The organism is Winogradskyella luteola (genome assembly GCF_019203985.1).
Classification (GTDB): Bacteria; Bacteroidota; Bacteroidia; order Flavobacteriales; family Flavobacteriaceae; genus Winogradskyella; species Winogradskyella luteola.
This window is the reverse complement of the sequence record NZ_JAGSPD010000010.1, coordinates 110704-125218: the sequence shown is the minus strand read 5'-3', so window position 1 is coordinate 125218 and position 14515 is coordinate 110704. Positions and strand designations below refer to the sequence as shown.

The 14515-nt window shown below is 34.8% G+C and carries 11 protein-coding genes and 1 pseudogene; 6 read left to right on the top strand and 6 right to left on the bottom strand.

Features of this window, described 5'->3' with window-relative positions; translation table 11 throughout:
• Positions 1-136: 136 nt before the first annotated feature.
• Positions 137-982: a site-specific tyrosine recombinase/integron integrase gene (xerA, locus tag KCG49_RS12840; RefSeq protein WP_218547043.1), complete on the top strand. Its 846-nt coding sequence runs from the start codon at positions 137-139 to the stop codon at positions 980-982.
• A gap of 94 nt (positions 983-1076) precedes the next feature.
• Here the strand turns inward: xerA and KCG49_RS12835 are convergent, their stop codons facing one another.
• On the bottom strand, positions 1077-1457 hold the full coding sequence (locus KCG49_RS12835) for a helix-turn-helix domain-containing protein (RefSeq protein WP_218547041.1): 381 nt from the start codon (positions 1455-1457) through the stop codon (positions 1077-1079).
• A 74-nt stretch (positions 1458-1531) separates the two neighbouring features.
• Here KCG49_RS12835 and KCG49_RS12830 point away from each other — a divergent pair.
• The 4 genes and pseudogenes from KCG49_RS12830 to KCG49_RS12815 all read left to right on the top strand — a co-directional run.
• Positions 1532-1993 (top strand): annotated as a pseudogene (locus KCG49_RS12830) (JAB domain-containing protein); the annotation flags it as partial.
• A gap of 118 nt (positions 1994-2111) precedes the next feature.
• Positions 2112-3407: a polysaccharide deacetylase family protein gene (locus KCG49_RS12825; RefSeq protein ID WP_218547039.1), complete on the top strand. Its 1296-nt coding sequence runs from the start codon at positions 2112-2114 to the stop codon at positions 3405-3407.
• Complete coding sequence (locus KCG49_RS12820) at positions 3404-4090, top strand: YjjG family noncanonical pyrimidine nucleotidase (protein ID WP_218547037.1); 687 nt, start codon at positions 3404-3406, stop codon at positions 4088-4090. The genes KCG49_RS12825 and KCG49_RS12820 overlap by 4 nt, the downstream gene beginning before the upstream one ends.
• A 10-nt stretch (positions 4091-4100) precedes the next feature.
• Entirely contained in the window at positions 4101-4883 is a 783-nt protein-coding gene (locus tag KCG49_RS12815; protein ID WP_218547035.1) for a hypothetical protein, read from the top strand.
• An 8-nt stretch (positions 4884-4891) separates the two neighbouring features.
• Here KCG49_RS12815 and KCG49_RS12810 read toward each other — a convergent pair whose 3' ends face one another.
• Positions 4892-6169, bottom strand: coding sequence for a replication-associated recombination protein A (locus KCG49_RS12810; RefSeq protein WP_218547033.1), 1278 nt, complete (start codon positions 6167-6169; stop codon positions 4892-4894).
• Between the two features lie 95 nt (positions 6170-6264).
• On the opposite strand from KCG49_RS12810, the gene KCG49_RS12805 reads away from it, so the two are divergent.
• On the top strand, positions 6265-7056 hold the full coding sequence (locus KCG49_RS12805) for a rhomboid family intramembrane serine protease (protein ID WP_256260001.1): 792 nt from the start codon (positions 6265-6267) through the stop codon (positions 7054-7056).
• Positions 7057-7150: 94 nt separating this feature from the next.
• Here the strand turns inward: KCG49_RS12805 and KCG49_RS12800 are convergent, their stop codons facing one another.
• The 4 genes from KCG49_RS12800 to KCG49_RS12785 all read right to left on the bottom strand — a co-directional run bounded on the left by KCG49_RS12800 (position 7151) and on the right by KCG49_RS12785 (position 14376).
• Positions 7151-8521 (bottom strand): SusD/RagB family nutrient-binding outer membrane lipoprotein, encoded by a 1371-nt coding sequence (locus tag KCG49_RS12800; RefSeq protein ID WP_218547031.1) that lies wholly within the window; start codon positions 8519-8521, stop codon positions 7151-7153.
• A 6-nt stretch (positions 8522-8527) separates the two neighbouring features.
• Entirely contained in the window at positions 8528-11638 is a 3111-nt protein-coding gene (locus KCG49_RS12795; RefSeq protein WP_369680366.1) for a SusC/RagA family TonB-linked outer membrane protein, read from the bottom strand.
• 285 nt (positions 11639-11923) lie between these two features.
• Positions 11924-12664 carry a 23S rRNA (guanosine(2251)-2'-O)-methyltransferase RlmB gene (rlmB, locus tag KCG49_RS12790; protein WP_218547029.1) on the bottom strand — a complete coding sequence of 247 codons (741 nt, stop codon included), beginning with the start codon at positions 12662-12664 and terminating at the stop codon, positions 11924-11926.
• A 23-nt stretch (positions 12665-12687) separates the two neighbouring features.
• The gene (locus KCG49_RS12785) at positions 12688-14376 is read right to left on the bottom strand and encodes a POTRA domain-containing protein (RefSeq protein ID WP_218547027.1); all 1689 of its coding nucleotides are present in this window, start codon (positions 14374-14376) and stop codon (positions 12688-12690) included.
• Between the last annotated feature and the right edge of the window lie 139 nt (positions 14377-14515).

The following is a 14515-nucleotide window of genomic DNA, read 5'->3' as shown; positions in this document are numbered from 1 at the left end:
AACCAAATATACGCATTGCAGTTATCATTACTTTAATTATGGCTGTTATCCAATTATATGATAATCACATAAATAATTGTGATTCAGTTAGTTTATGTATATTTAACATGATAAATGTATATATAAAGCGAATGTTATGTCATTGACAAAAAAAATATTACTCGAATTCGAACAGAAACTTTCTTTACAACGTTATGCCGAATCATCCATAAAATCTTACACAAATGCATTAGCGAAATTTTTGATAGCGTTCGAGGGATATTCATTAGAGAAAGTAAAAGAAAAAAACATTGAAAATTTCCTATATCATATACAAAAAACTGAGAATATTAGCAGTGCATATCAAAAACAGATTTTAAGTGCCGTTGGCAAATATTACAGGTTGTTTCATTCAAGAAATTTAAATCTAAAATATCTGTACCCTAAACGAAAACAAAAAACCTTACCCAGATATTTAACAAGAAACGAAGTTATTAGATTAATTTCTGCTTGTAAGAACATAAAGCATAAATGTATCTTGAAAATCCTATACGGTTGTGGGTTAAGGGTTGGAGAAGTTGTAGAACTCCGAGTAGAGAATGTTAATTCCGATCAAATGCTTTTACATATCAATAGAGCAAAAGGAAAAAAGGATCGAACAGTAAAGCTTCCCAAAACGGTTCTAGACGATCTAAGAGTTTACTACAAAAAATATAAACCCAACGACTTTTTGTTTGAAGGGCAGAACAAACCATATTACTCCTCAAAGAGCATCCAAAATTTTATTAAGAAGTATGCTCTTGAGGCTAAAATCACAAAGACTGTTACCCCTCATATGCTCCGTCACAGTTATGCAACTCATTTGGTAGAAAGTGGTCTAGATATTCGCTTTGTAAAAGAACTGCTTGGGCATAATTCAATTAAAACTACCGAAATTTACACACATATTCCAGATATAGCAAAATCTAAATTCATGAGTCCGATAGAATATTTAGATATGTAGGGGTCTAATAATTTACCCTCTTTTGGACAGATTTTCATTTGCATATCTACTAAACTAGAATTGCATCAAAAGAACTGTAAAAAAGAAAAAATATTTATTTTTTTGACCTTTGGTTATGTAAATCAAAGCCAATTAATCTGCGTAATTTATTTATATGATTTGTTTCAATCTCGATGCCCTTTTCAACTTTTGTCACGGCCCACCTATCTATTTGTAATTCTATTGCAATATCCTTTTGTGTTAGCCCATGTTTACATCTATAAATATAGAGTTGACCGCCGAGCGTGCTCATATCAACATCTAAATGTGGAACATAGCCAAGCCAAACAATTATCTTTTTCATCATTCGCGGAACGGGTTGTTTATTTATATTCTCCCAAGTTGAAATAGTCAAAGGTGACACTTCAAGTATCTTTGCCAACTCTACTTTTGTAAGTTTTAAATCTAGCCTCTTTGCCTTTATAGCATCTGCCAAGTTTAGTATCTCTTTTGGATAACCCTTAGGCTTAGGGAATGAGGTGTAGATATCGATATAATGCGTGGGCAACAAAACCCATTGGTGAAGCTAAGGCCATTACTATTGTAGCAGCTTTAGAATTAGGACGACGAAGACGGCTCGAAGACAGTTTGCGGTTAGACAAGATAGAATCTAGTCACTCGGTTTATAAAATAATGCAGCCCATTTTGGGAGAGTTACCTCATGAGGAGTTTTGGATTCTTTATCTTAACAATTCAAACAAAATTATTCATAAAGGCCAATTGAGCAAAGGAGGTATTACAGGCACTTTGGTTGATGTGCGTTTGGTGTTAAAGAATGCTTTAGAGGTTGGTGCTACTGCTTTAGTTTTGTGTCATAATCATCCTTCAGGAACTTTAAAACCCAGTCGAGCAGATAAGGATATCACCCAGAAATTAAAAACTGCAGCGCAAAGTTTGGATATTAAAGTGTTGGACCACCTCATTATAACAGAGAAAGCGTACTTTAGTTTTGCAGACCAAAACCTTTTGTGAAAGTTAAATAGCATATTCAAAACGCTGTCTCAAAAGTTAATTTTATAGAATAGACATTGGTTTTGAATTATTAACATCGGAATTTGTTATTTTTAGTTTTTGGAATTTGCTTCAACTCATGTTATTAGTATACACTCATAAAATCACACCACGTTTAAGATACACGTTTAAGCATATTTGTAAGCGTATATTGGGTTTGGAAGTAAAATTTACTTCTAAAGTAGAAGATTTTATTGCGCACAATAGCCTTAAGATGTCTTATGCTAAACAACCATTGAGTAATGAGTTATTTGTACGTAGCCATACATTACTGTTTGAACAAGGCTTGGCAGATTTAGACATCAATGTGCAACAATGGGAAAATACCAAAGGGTTTTTTGCAACAGGTGAACGTAGTGATTTGCCGTTTGATATTTTTGCAGCTTCATTTTATTTATTGAGTCGTTACGAAGAATACATGCCCCATGTAAAAGACGATTATGGGAGATTTATGGCCAAGGAAAGCTTAGCTTACAAACATCGTTTTTTAAACCAGCCTATAGTAGATGTATGGGCATATAAGCTTCGAGCTGTTTTACAAAAACGTTTTCCTGATTTTGGTTTTTCTAAAAGAGACTATAAAATTCAGCCTGTTATAGACGTACCAATGACTTACTATTTTAGAAAAAAGGGATTGTTACGTACCATTGGGGGAACATTTTCTGATATAGGAAGATTTAGGCTAAAACAACTTTATCAGCGTTATCTAGTTTTAATGGGTTTTAAGCGTGATCCTTACGATACGTTTAAATGGATTATAACAAAACAAAAACAAAGCAAATTTAAATTTCTGGTACTGTTTTTAATAGGTGATTATTCGACCTATGATAAAAACATAAACGTCAATAAAAGAGAATTTGTATCGCTTATAAAGTCTGTTGCAGATTATTGCAATGTTGGTATCAAAGCTTCTTATTTTGCATTAGAAGATATTTCAATATTAAAGAAGGAAAAACTAAAGTTGGAAGCTATTACCAATATTGAGTTAAAAGCGGTTAGGCATTCATTTTCTAAATTAAATTTGCCGCAATCGTACAGAAATTTAATCGAATTGGAAATTCATCAAGATTTTACGATGGGTTATATAGATACACTTGGTTTTAGAGCTGGTACATGTACGCCATTTCAGTTTTACGATTTAGATTACGAGGTACAAACACCATTACAGATTAATCCTTACCATTGTTTGGATTTTGGGCTGTTAAAGTACCAATCAGAATTGGATAAAAAAGAACATTTACAAAAGCTTATCGATGAGGTTAAAGCCGTCAATGGTACATTTATACCAGTATTCCACAATTATACATTCAGTGATTTAGACCGATGGAAAGGTTATAGGTCGTTGTTTAATTTAATACTAGAATCTGCTGAATGAGAAGACATATAAAACACGTATTTTTTGATTTAGATCATACCCTTTGGGATTTTGATAAAAACTCTGGATTAACATTCGAAAAGATTTTTAAACTAAGTGATATTGAGACTAATCTCGAAGATTTTTTGGAAGTCTACGAACCTATAAATCTCAAATATTGGAAACTTTACAGAGAAGAGCGCGTGTCTAAAGCAAATTTGCGTTACAGTAGGTTAAAGGAAGCTTTTGATATTCTTGAGGTTGCTATTGAGGATAAGACCATCAATCATCTTTCGGTAGCATATATAGATTACTTAACAACATTTAATCACCTGTTCGAAGGGACATTTGAGATCCTTGATTACCTGAAAAATAAATATGAATTACATATTATCACTAACGGATTTGAGGAAGCTCAAGAACGAAAAATGAAGAATTCTAATATTAGAGACTACTTTAAGACCATTACCAATTCAGAAATGGTAGGTGTAAAAAAACCAAACCCAAAGATTTTTAATTTTGCCTTAGATTCTGCAAATGCACTTCCTGAAGAAAGTATTATGATAGGAGACAGTCTTGAAGCTGATATTGAAGGTGCCGACAATATTGGTATGGATACCATTTATTTTGATTATAGAAACTTAAACAATACTAAAGATTATAAAAGAATTACTAAATTAAAATCGATAGAAAACTATCTGTAAAAATTACATTATGAGTAAAAAAATAGTAGTTGTAATTTCATTTATGCTTTTGGGATTATATGGTATAGCTCAAAAAAGCATTAATAACTATAAATATCTTGTTGTGCCCATAGAATATAAATTCTTAAAAAGCCAAGATCAACATAGACTGAATACTTTAACAAGACACCTTTTTAAAGCAGAAGGCTTTAACGTACTTTTTGATGTCGAAGACTTTCCCGAAGAATTGATGTTGGATAGGTGTAAGGGGCTTTTTGTTGATGTAAAAAAAGTAAAAGGTGGTTTTCTGTCAACAAATCTAGATATTGTTCTAAAGGATTGTTTTGGTAAAGAAGTATATAGATCAACAACTGGGTCTAGCAAGGAGAAAGACTTTAAGCAAGCATACACCGAAGCATTAAAGCAAGCTTTTAGATCTGTGGAGGAATTAGATTACAAGTATGAACCTATGGAAGAACAAGCTGAAGATGCTAAAAGTCAGCCTAAAAATGATGTTGTTGTCATAAAAGCTGTTGAGAAAGCACAACCAAATCAAGAAACTTCAACAGAACAAAAGCTTTCAGCAGAACAAGAAGATTATAATGATTTATATTATGCGCAAGCTATTGAAAATGGTTATCAATTGGTAAATTCAGAACCTAAAATCGTTATGATTTTATTAAACACAGCTGCAAATAATGTATACTTGGTTAAAGGAAAAAGTGCTATTGTTTATAAAGAAGACGGGTTTTGGTTCTATTCTGAAAATGATGGAAAACTAAAAGAGAAGCAAACCTTAGATATTAAATTCTAGTATATAACTCAATAACCGTATTTCTCTTTCCAAAGTGCTTTGAGATACTTGCGTTGTGCTTCCTCGCGCGCATTATTACCAGGATTGTAAAGAGTGGTGTTCTTTATATCATCTGGAAGAAATTCATGATCAGCAAAGTTATTTTCATAACTGTGAGCATATTTGTACTGGTCACCATAACCGAGTTCTTTCATTAATTTGGTCGGCGCATTTCTTATGGATAAGGGCACGGATAAATCGCCAGTGTCTTTTACCAATTGCTGCGCTTTATTAATGGCTTGGTAAGCTGCATTGCTTTTTGGAGAACTTGCCAGATATGTTGCACATTGACTCAATATAATCCGAGATTCTGGATTGCCTATTACAGAAACTGCCTGAAATGTATTGTTGGCAATAACTAAAGCCGTAGGATTAGCATTCCCAATATCTTCACTAGCTAGGATTAGTAAACGTCTGGCAATGAATTTCACATCTTCACCACCTTCAATCATACGCGCTAAATAATACACAGCAGCATTGGGATCGCTTCCACGTATCGATTTTATAAATGCAGAAATAATATCGTAATGTTGTTCCCCTGTTTTATCATAGCGAGCAGCCTTACTCTGAACCTGTTTTGTTACTAAATCATTCGTTATAATTATAGGTTCGGTCTCAAATGAGGTTACTAATAATTCAAATATATTTAATAGCTTTCTGGCATCACCACCTGAAAATCTTAAAAGTGCTTCAGTTTCCTTTAATTCAATATTTAATTTCGAAATGATTTCATCTTCCTTAATGGCGCGTTGCAACAATGCTTCTAAGTCTGCTTTACTAAATGCATTTAGGGTATAGACCTGGCATCTAGAAAGCAAAGCGGAAATAACTTCAAAGCTTGGGTTTTCGGTTGTGGCTCCTATTAAGGTTACCCAACCTTTTTCAACGGCTTCTAATAATGAATCTTGTTGCGATTTACTAAAACGATGGATCTCGTCGATAAACAAAATTGGATTTTTTGAGGTAAATAAACCACTACTTTTTTTAGCTTTATCAATAACATCTCTAATATCCTTTACACCAGAATTTATGGCACTGAGCTTAAAGAAAGGACGCTCAGATTCGTTAGCAATAACATTAGCTAAAGTCGTTTTTCCTATTCCTGGTGGCCCCCAAAGTATCAAGGACGGAATCACTCCACTCTTAATTTGCTGATACAACATACCATCTTTACCTACCAAATGTTGTTGGCTTAGATAGTCACTGAGGTTTTGCGGTCGTAGTCGTTCGGCTAATGGAGTATTCATAGCCGAAAATTACGAAAATCATTCGTTATAGATTTGCGATAATTAGTGAAATTCATCCTTTATGGGAAATAGATTTCTGACAATATTTCATACAAATGGGTTTTGGCTGTAAATTTGAAGTACAACAACCAAATAATAATATGTCCTCGCAGCAATTTAAATATTCTACCAATACCATTTTATATCCATTGCTCATGGTCTTTTCCATTTGGCTGGTATTTTGGTATCAAGTAAGAGTGGATCATGGTATTAAATCTTTTGGTATAAGGCCTCAAAAACTTGAAGGTCTTTTAGGGATTTTTACAAGCCCGTTTTTACATGGGGATATTAATCATATTTACAATAATTCCTTTCCGCTCTTTGTGCTCAGTTTGGCGTTGTTTTATTTTTATAGAAAAGTTGCTTGGAAAGTTATTTTATATGGGGTTCTCTTATCGGGATTTTTAACTTGGTTAATAGCGAGTAACGGAAATCATATTGGAGCAAGCGGTTTAATTTATGTATTGGTAAGCTTTATATTTTTTAAAGGTGTTTTCGCAAAACATTATAGGCTTATTGCATTGTCGTTAATGGTTATATTTTTATACGGAAGTATGATTTGGTATGTTTTCCCTATAAAAGACGGTATGTCCTGGGAAGGCCATTTAGGAGGATTGATAACAGGCTTGGTCTTTGCTTTAATCTTTAGAAAACAAGTGGCAAAACCAGAACGCTATAAATGGGAACAACCAGATTATAATGAAGACGACGACCCATTTATGCGCCATTTTGATGAAGATGGAAACTTCATTGAGACAGTGCCAGAAGATAATTCTGAAACAGAATCTGAACTTAATATAAATCCAACACCAAAGATTAAATACATATTTAAGAAAGAGGAAGATTGAGAACTAAATGTTCTCTATATAAAAAGAGCCTATTTTCCCAGTTGAAAATAAGCTCTTTAACTAACTCTGCAATTCTGCTTCTTCTATTTTTCTATTAATTTGATGGAAATGCCCATAAATCATCATCTAATAAATGTCCGCCTTGAGCAGAAATCGCAGCAGCATTATTAGCTTCATTATTTAATCGCTCCGTAATTGGGTATAAAAACCGTCTAGGGATGACAAGAGATGGGTTTACACTGGGTACAGCATCTGGACTTGGGGTCAGTTGCGGGTATCCAGTTCTTCTATAATCTACCCAAGACTCTATAGGGGCGTTGCCATAAAGCGCCTTGTATTTTTCAGTTATAATGGTTTCGATTTTTTGTTGCTCACTACCACTCAATGTCAAAGCGTTAGCATAATTATCAATTTCAGATAGGACATTAGAAACACCAACATAGGTCATGTTTGCTCTCACAGCCTCTTGAAGTGCGACCAATGCACCTGTGTCTGACCCGCCAGTTCTTACGATAGCCTCAGCTTCAATAAACTTAACTTCCCAATAAGAGATAAGTGGTGTTGGTGAATCTGCTTGACCCCAAAATAGACCTGGAGTTTTAGCAAATTTTTGTCCATTTGTAGTGTATAAAGGTAATCTAGGATCATTAATCATCATATTATTAAGTGTAGTCCCAAAGCCTAGAGTAGCTGGTCTATCGTTTTCAAACAAATACAATGGATTTGAGTTTTGAGCAGGTAGTGAGTAGACAAAGTCTGGTTGTGCTGATGCACTTGTAAACGCTTGTTGTACTTCTGCCAGAGCTTTAGCAGCAGCTATTGCGGAACCCTCTACTGATGTTAGATGTAAATAATAGCGTGCTTTTAGCGCATGGGCAATGCCTATCCAATTCGCACTACCACCACCAGTACCAAAGAAAGAACCTATACCGCTACTCACTCCCTCATTGATAGACTCGGTAAGCAAGTTTTGTATGGCATTATAAACTTCTTCTTGGCTATCATATAGAGGGGTTAGATTTTCCGATCCCCCAAAAGCATCAGAATAGGGTACATCTCCCCATGTGCTTGTGGCCATGCCAAGATTAGCTGCCATATATAGTTTGGCCAATGCGCTTACTTCACCAGGGAATTTTTTTATAATAAAATCACAGTCTGTCATGGCACCGCCACCATAAAGACCAAAATCCCAAGCATCATCAATATCGCTTTCTCCAATATTATATTGCGCATATTGGGCCTGCTGTGCGTCCAAACCATCAAAGTGTTGTATTACAATGCCTGCGATTCTGCCATTTAAAGCCACTAAATTTCTATGGGTCTGGGTAATCATTCCAGGATATACCGCTCCTGCGTTTACAAGTTCCTCAGCAGGATTGTCTGGGTCAACGTTAACATCTGTTATCTCACACGAGATAATTGATAATGTTAGGATAAATAGTATAATATATTTTATGTTTTTCATAATAATTTAAAAATTAAGTTTTACTTCTAAACCGTAAGATTTTGTGTTGGGTTGATTAAAGTAATCAAGACCGATACCATTGGTGTCGCCTGTAAGATTGGTTTCTGGATCCACACCAGGGTAATCTGTACTTAGCCAAAGATTTCTTCCAAAAACTGATAAGGTGACATTTTCAAGAAAAATATCGTCCAATAGGCTATCTGGGAACCTGTAAGATAATGTTACCTCTCTTAATCTCACCCATGACGCGTCGTATACGTTAGCTTCCGACAAACCTCCAAAACCATAACGCCTCCAATAATTGTTGTTCTCGCTAGCTGTATTGTCAAAATATGGAACAGATTGAGTGTTGACTTGTCCAGTGGATTGCACAATTCCTTGAAAAACGGTAGATTGTTCTCTAATCAATGTTCTGTCTGATGTCCCAAAATAATCTAATATTCCACAGGTACCACACCAAACGTCGCCACCTTGTCTAATATCGAACAAAACTGATAGACTAAAGTTTTTGTAGGCAAAGGTATTACTGATACCAGCTAACCAATCTGGGATAGGGTCACCTACGATACCATCGGTTGCATCTGCGAGTGGATAACCACTGTCGTCTATTAAAATCTGTCCAGCCTCATTTCTCAAAAATCTCGATCCAAATATGGCTCCAAAAGATTCTCCTTCCTTGGCAACGGAAGAAGTGCTCGAAAACCCATTGAGTGTTATCACTTGGTCTGGAGATTGCAGTTCTTCAACCACATTTTCGTAAGTTGTCCAGTTAACACTGATGTCCCAAGAAAAATCCTCAGTTTGTATAGGTGTACCGCCTAAAGAGATTTCAAACCCTTTGTTAGAGATAAGACCAACATTGTCAAATCGGTCAATAAAACCTGATGAAGGTGCAGTGTCAATAGGAATGATTTGGTCTTTAGTCTCTCTATTGTAATAAGTAACATCAAAAAGTAAACGATTTTCGAAAAACTTAAATTCAAGACCAGCTTCAAATTCAGTAGTTTCTTCAGGCTTTAAATCTGGATTGCCAGCTCTAGAGTTTCTTTCAAAAGAAACTTGGTCGTAAGCAGGAAACAATGCACTTTGAATAAATCCATCCCCAGAGGCTGTATATCCTATAAAGTTGGTTGATGTGGCATATTGTGGGGCATCATTACCTGTTTTACCATAGGACAACCTTAACTTTGCATAATTAACGGCATTGGACTCTTTGAAAAGAAGCTCGTTAAAAACAAAACTTGTACCAATGGAGTAAGATTGAAACGTATTGTCGCCAACAGGCAATGTAGAGGACCAATCATTTCTAAAGGCTGGAGTTAAATAAAGTACGTCTTTATAGTTTAAGGTTGTGGATACAAAAGCACCAATTAGTTTTCTATTGGTTCTTGTACCTTCAAAATTTTGTGTGGTTGCTGTATTTACAACGTTAAAAAAACTTGGTATTTCCATACGATCACCAAACGTAGTTCTTCGTGTTGATTTAGTGTAAAAACCATCATAACCAACATTAAAACTGAGATCTAAGTTTTCACTTAAATTCCTAGTACCTGATAATACAGCATTCCAATTGACATCTTGATTATTGATATTGTCTAAAATGACTCTCCCTTGAAAAAAGCTTGCATCTCTTCTATCAAAGCCAATAGTTCTTATATCAGTATATCTGTCAATCGATGCCGATGTTTTAATGCTTAACCAATCATTAATTTGATAGTTTAAGCCCATTTTACCAATTAATCTATTAACGTCATCTTCATTTTTATTTCGTGCTGCTGTAAAATAAGGATTGTTGTAAACACCATCTCTGTATGTTCTTTGGTTTGGTAACTCCTGTCCTGCCACATCGTAAAAATAGGATGAAGCATTATCTGCAGCCGCTTGACCGGTCAGGCCATTACCATTGTCAAAGGTTGGCGCAGTTCTGGTTAAACCTAACATAATACCAGATATATTAGAACCTCTTTGTACTCTATTACCGCCAGAATTGGTGTATTGAGCTGAGGCATTTAACGAAATTTTATCAGATAACTTGGCATCTAGATCCAAACGAAATGTTTTTCTTAAGAATTCCTCATTGGGTGATATTCCCTTTTGTAACATGCGGCCCATTGATGCTCTATATCTAATTATGTCATTGCCACCGCTGGCAGAGATATTGGTATCATAGGTTTCACCAGTTTTAAAAAAATCGTAATGGTCATAAGTTTGAGCAGCAACACCATTACCTGTACCTACGGGAACTAAGCGTCCGTTGGGGTTAAAAGGATAAGTGGAGTTCCCATCATACTCTAGTGTTGAAACCCTTGGCCCCCATGAGTCACCTTCGCCTGTTTCAGGACCTCTCCATATCTGACTTCCTTCTACAACACCACCTTGAGCATACTGTCTTTGTAAACCAGGTACTTTGTTGTACTCAGAGAAACTTACAGAATTGGAAATATTAACCCTTGTCTTCCCAGATTTTCCTTTCTTTGTTGTGATTATAACAACACCGTTAGCTGCACGCAATCCATATAGGGTTTGTGCGGCAATACCTTTTAATATAGAAATGTCCTCTATGTCCGCTGAGTTTAAATCAATTGCTCTATTGGAGAAATCTGAGCCACCTAAACTAGAATTGTTAAATGTTGTAGTTGGATCTTCAGAAAAGGATGAGTTGTCAATTGGTACACCATCTACAACAAACAGGGGAGCGTTAGATCTTGTAATCGATGTATTGCCCCTAATTCTAATATTAGCCGAAGCTCCTACCGAACCAGATGATGCTGTTACCTGTACACCTGCAGCTTTAGAGCTTAAGGCTGTGGCAATATTTGCTTCTCTAGAATTGGTAACTTCGTTAGAACCAACTGATTCTACAGCATAACTTAGAGCCCTAGGTTTCGCTACAATACCTTGTGCGACTATAACAACCTCTTCGAGTGAGTTGTCTTCTTCAAGTGATACATTAATTGTGTTAGAGTCATTAATCGTCATTTCCTTTGTGGAATACCCTACAAAACTAAAAAGAAGTATGTCTCCTTTGTTTGCTGTAATCGAATACTTACCATCAAAATCTGTCGTAGTACCGGTACTCGTACCCTTAATAAGAATAGTTGCTGTTGGTAGCGGTATACCACTTTAATCGGTTACGGTTCCCGTAATCGTTCTTTCTTGTGCAAATGTGCTTTGCATTGCATACATTAAAAATAATGTAAGAATTAACTTGATTTTTGTTTTCATTTATGTTAAAATTTTAACATAAACGTACACTAAAACTTACAATTAACCAAAATAATACTAAATTTTCTTACATCCAAAATTATATTTTTCTTACAAAATAATTTGTTAGCCCAGTGTTTATCTAGGTTTTAAGAAAATTCCTATAAATATTTTTTAGTAGAATAATAAGTTAAATCGTTAGCCTTTAATGCGCTGTTTTACGACTTCGTATAGAAAAGCACCACAAGCTACTGAGACATTAAGTGATTCTATATCCCCTAAAATGGGAAGTTTGGCTTTTGTATCTACAGCTTTTAAAACTGAAGGGTTTATGCCTTTGCCTTCTGATCCCATAATTATGGCACATGGCTCTTTGAAAGATACATCGTATAAATAATCATCAGCCTTTTCGGTTGCAGCAATGACTTTTATACCAGAAGATTGCATATGGAATACGGCATCCTTTATATGATCAACTTTGCAGATGGGTATTTTAAAAATTGCTCCTGCACTGGTTTTTATGGTATCACCATTTATAGGTGCGCCACCTTTTTTTTGAATAATAATGCCATTAACACCAGTACATTCAGCAGTGCGCACAATAGCACCAAAGTTTCTAACATCGCTGAGTTGGTCTAGCAATAAAAATAGGGGTGTTTTTCCAGATTCAATGACCTGCATCACTAAATCATCTATATTATGAAACTCAATTGGCGAAATTTGCGCAACAGCACCTTGGTGATTACCACGTGTTAAACGGTTCAACTTTTCAATGGGTACGTAAGACGAATTGATACCTTCTTGTCTTAATAAATGTTCTAACTCTTGAAACAACTCACTTCGTACTCCTTTTTGTAAAAAAACTTTGTCAATGGTCTCACCAGAATTTACAGCTTCCATTATGGCTCTAATTCCAAAAATTGTGGTTTCATTTTTCATGCCGTAAAGGTATTGAAACCAATTTAAAAAGTGGCAGTTAAACTTACATGAACTTTAGAATCCGATAATCTAAACTGTCTGTTTTCAGATTTTCCACTAGAATAGTTTAATCGAAATAAACCAGCATTGGTAAGTAAACCCAAACCAAAGCCAAAGCCAAAGAGCTTTTCTCTGGTATCAGTGATTTGATTTTCAAAATATGCGGCATCCAATACAGAGTGTACATAAATGCTACTGCTCAATCGGTATCTGTATTCTGTATTAATAACGCCATAGAGATTGGCAACTAAACTATTCTCTTCAAAACCTCTTATGGAGTTGATGCCGCCAAAGCGAAATAATTCGTTATCTAGGTAATCATCAGAAGTTAAAATAGCACCGTTAAATCTTGTGTAAACACTATTCTTGTTATTAAGATTGAAAATTTTATAGGTGTCTAAATTAAAAATGCTTTGCGTTTGTTTTCCAAAGTCATTATTTCTGTTTCCAAAACCAGAAGAGAAATCAAACCAAAAGTTAATAGGAAATAATGGGTCGTAAAACTGGGCTTTGGTATGGTTGTAATTTAATGTATAGAAATTGGATGTATAGTCATTTAATAAAGCGGTATCATTTTCTAAGAGGTTAGTGGAATTGGTAGAAGTAATCCCAACACCAATTCTGTGCTTTGCACTGATTTGATAGTTGATCTTCGCATACTGATTTGCGTTCAAAAAAGTGGAGTCTTTTCTAAAGATTCTGAGTCCAACCTGCAATCCTACTGGCGAACCAAACAAGTAAGGCAAGTCGGCATCCACTCTAAAAGTCTGTTGGTCAATTTCGTCACTTTTATAAAATAAGTTCAAAGTCTCCCCAAAGTTTAAATTATTAATGAGTCTTAAATCCAAATAACCATCAAATTCGATTCTGTTGGTGTTTTCGTTAGTTCCAAAACCGAGAAATCCATCAAAATTATTGGTTCTGGTCTTTTCTATATATAGATATAGTGTGGTAGAATCTTTAGTAAAAAGCACTTCGGGATCTTTAATCTTTCTGGCAAACCGTAGATCTTGCAAAAGTTCAACTTTATCTCTAATAGCATTTAAGTTGAATGACTTACCAGTTCTTAGTTTTAAGAAGCGTTTTACATAGGACTTTGGAAACTTTTCGTAACCCTTTACAATGATTTTATCTATGCGTCGTTTTTGATTGTTTGTGATTTTTAAATCAGCGGAAATCAAATCAGAATTCAACTTAGAGATATTTGTAAGCTGTAAGCTTGAAAACGGATCACCTTGTTCTGCAATTTTTGAGTTTAACTCATTTAGGGAACTTTCAAGTTCAATAATATCTAGCTCAAAGAAATTATCGCCCTTTTTGTGGTTTACAAAATTCAACAACTCAGCATTAAAAGTAGAATCGTATTGAATTCTAATTCTACGAATCTTTTTGCCTAAAAATAAATAAGCATTAAATATAGTGTCATTTTGTTTTGTGATACTGTCGATAGTCGTATCGATATAACCTAGGCGTGCTAGTTTATTTTTTAAAGAGTTTAATTCCTCTCCTAAACTGTTGTAGTTTTTATAAGAAGTTTTGTATCCAACAGAATCGATAACTGAAGTTTTAGTTTCGGTGTCACCTACAACCTTTAGATTTAAGTTTTGAGCAGTGAGCCGATTTACAAAAACCAACAGAGCAGCTATAAGAATAAAATTATAAATTTTAAGCATTTACCTATGTGAGTCTATATTCTAACACCTAATCAGTGCAACGATCTAAATTCTTTAGAAGAATAACGTAAAAATAGACCATTATATATATGTAAAAAATGAATAGTAATATTTCTTTGAAAAATAAATTCTCAACTAT

Coding starts and splice junctions, on each gene's coding strand:
- xerA (WP_218547043.1), top strand. CDS start 137: ATGTCATTGACAAAAAAAATATTACTCGAATTCGAACAGAAACTTTCT.
- KCG49_RS12825 (WP_218547039.1), top strand. CDS start 2,112: ATGTTATTAGTATACACTCATAAAATCACACCACGTTTAAGATACACG.
- KCG49_RS12820 (WP_218547037.1), top strand. CDS start 3,404: ATGAGAAGACATATAAAACACGTATTTTTTGATTTAGATCATACCCTT.
- KCG49_RS12815 (WP_218547035.1), top strand. CDS start 4,101: ATGAGTAAAAAAATAGTAGTTGTAATTTCATTTATGCTTTTGGGATTA.
- KCG49_RS12810 (WP_218547033.1), bottom strand. CDS start 6,169: ATGAATACTCCATTAGCCGAACGACTACGACCGCAAAACCTCAGTGAC.
- KCG49_RS12805 (WP_256260001.1), top strand. CDS start 6,265: ATGGGTTTTGGCTGTAAATTTGAAGTACAACAACCAAATAATAATATG.
- KCG49_RS12800 (WP_218547031.1), bottom strand. CDS start 8,521: ATGAAAAACATAAAATATATTATACTATTTATCCTAACATTATCAATT.
- rlmB (WP_218547029.1), bottom strand. CDS start 12,664: ATGAAAAATGAAACCACAATTTTTGGAATTAGAGCCATAATGGAAGCT.
- KCG49_RS12785 (WP_218547027.1), bottom strand. CDS start 14,376: ATGCTTAAAATTTATAATTTTATTCTTATAGCTGCTCTGTTGGTTTTT.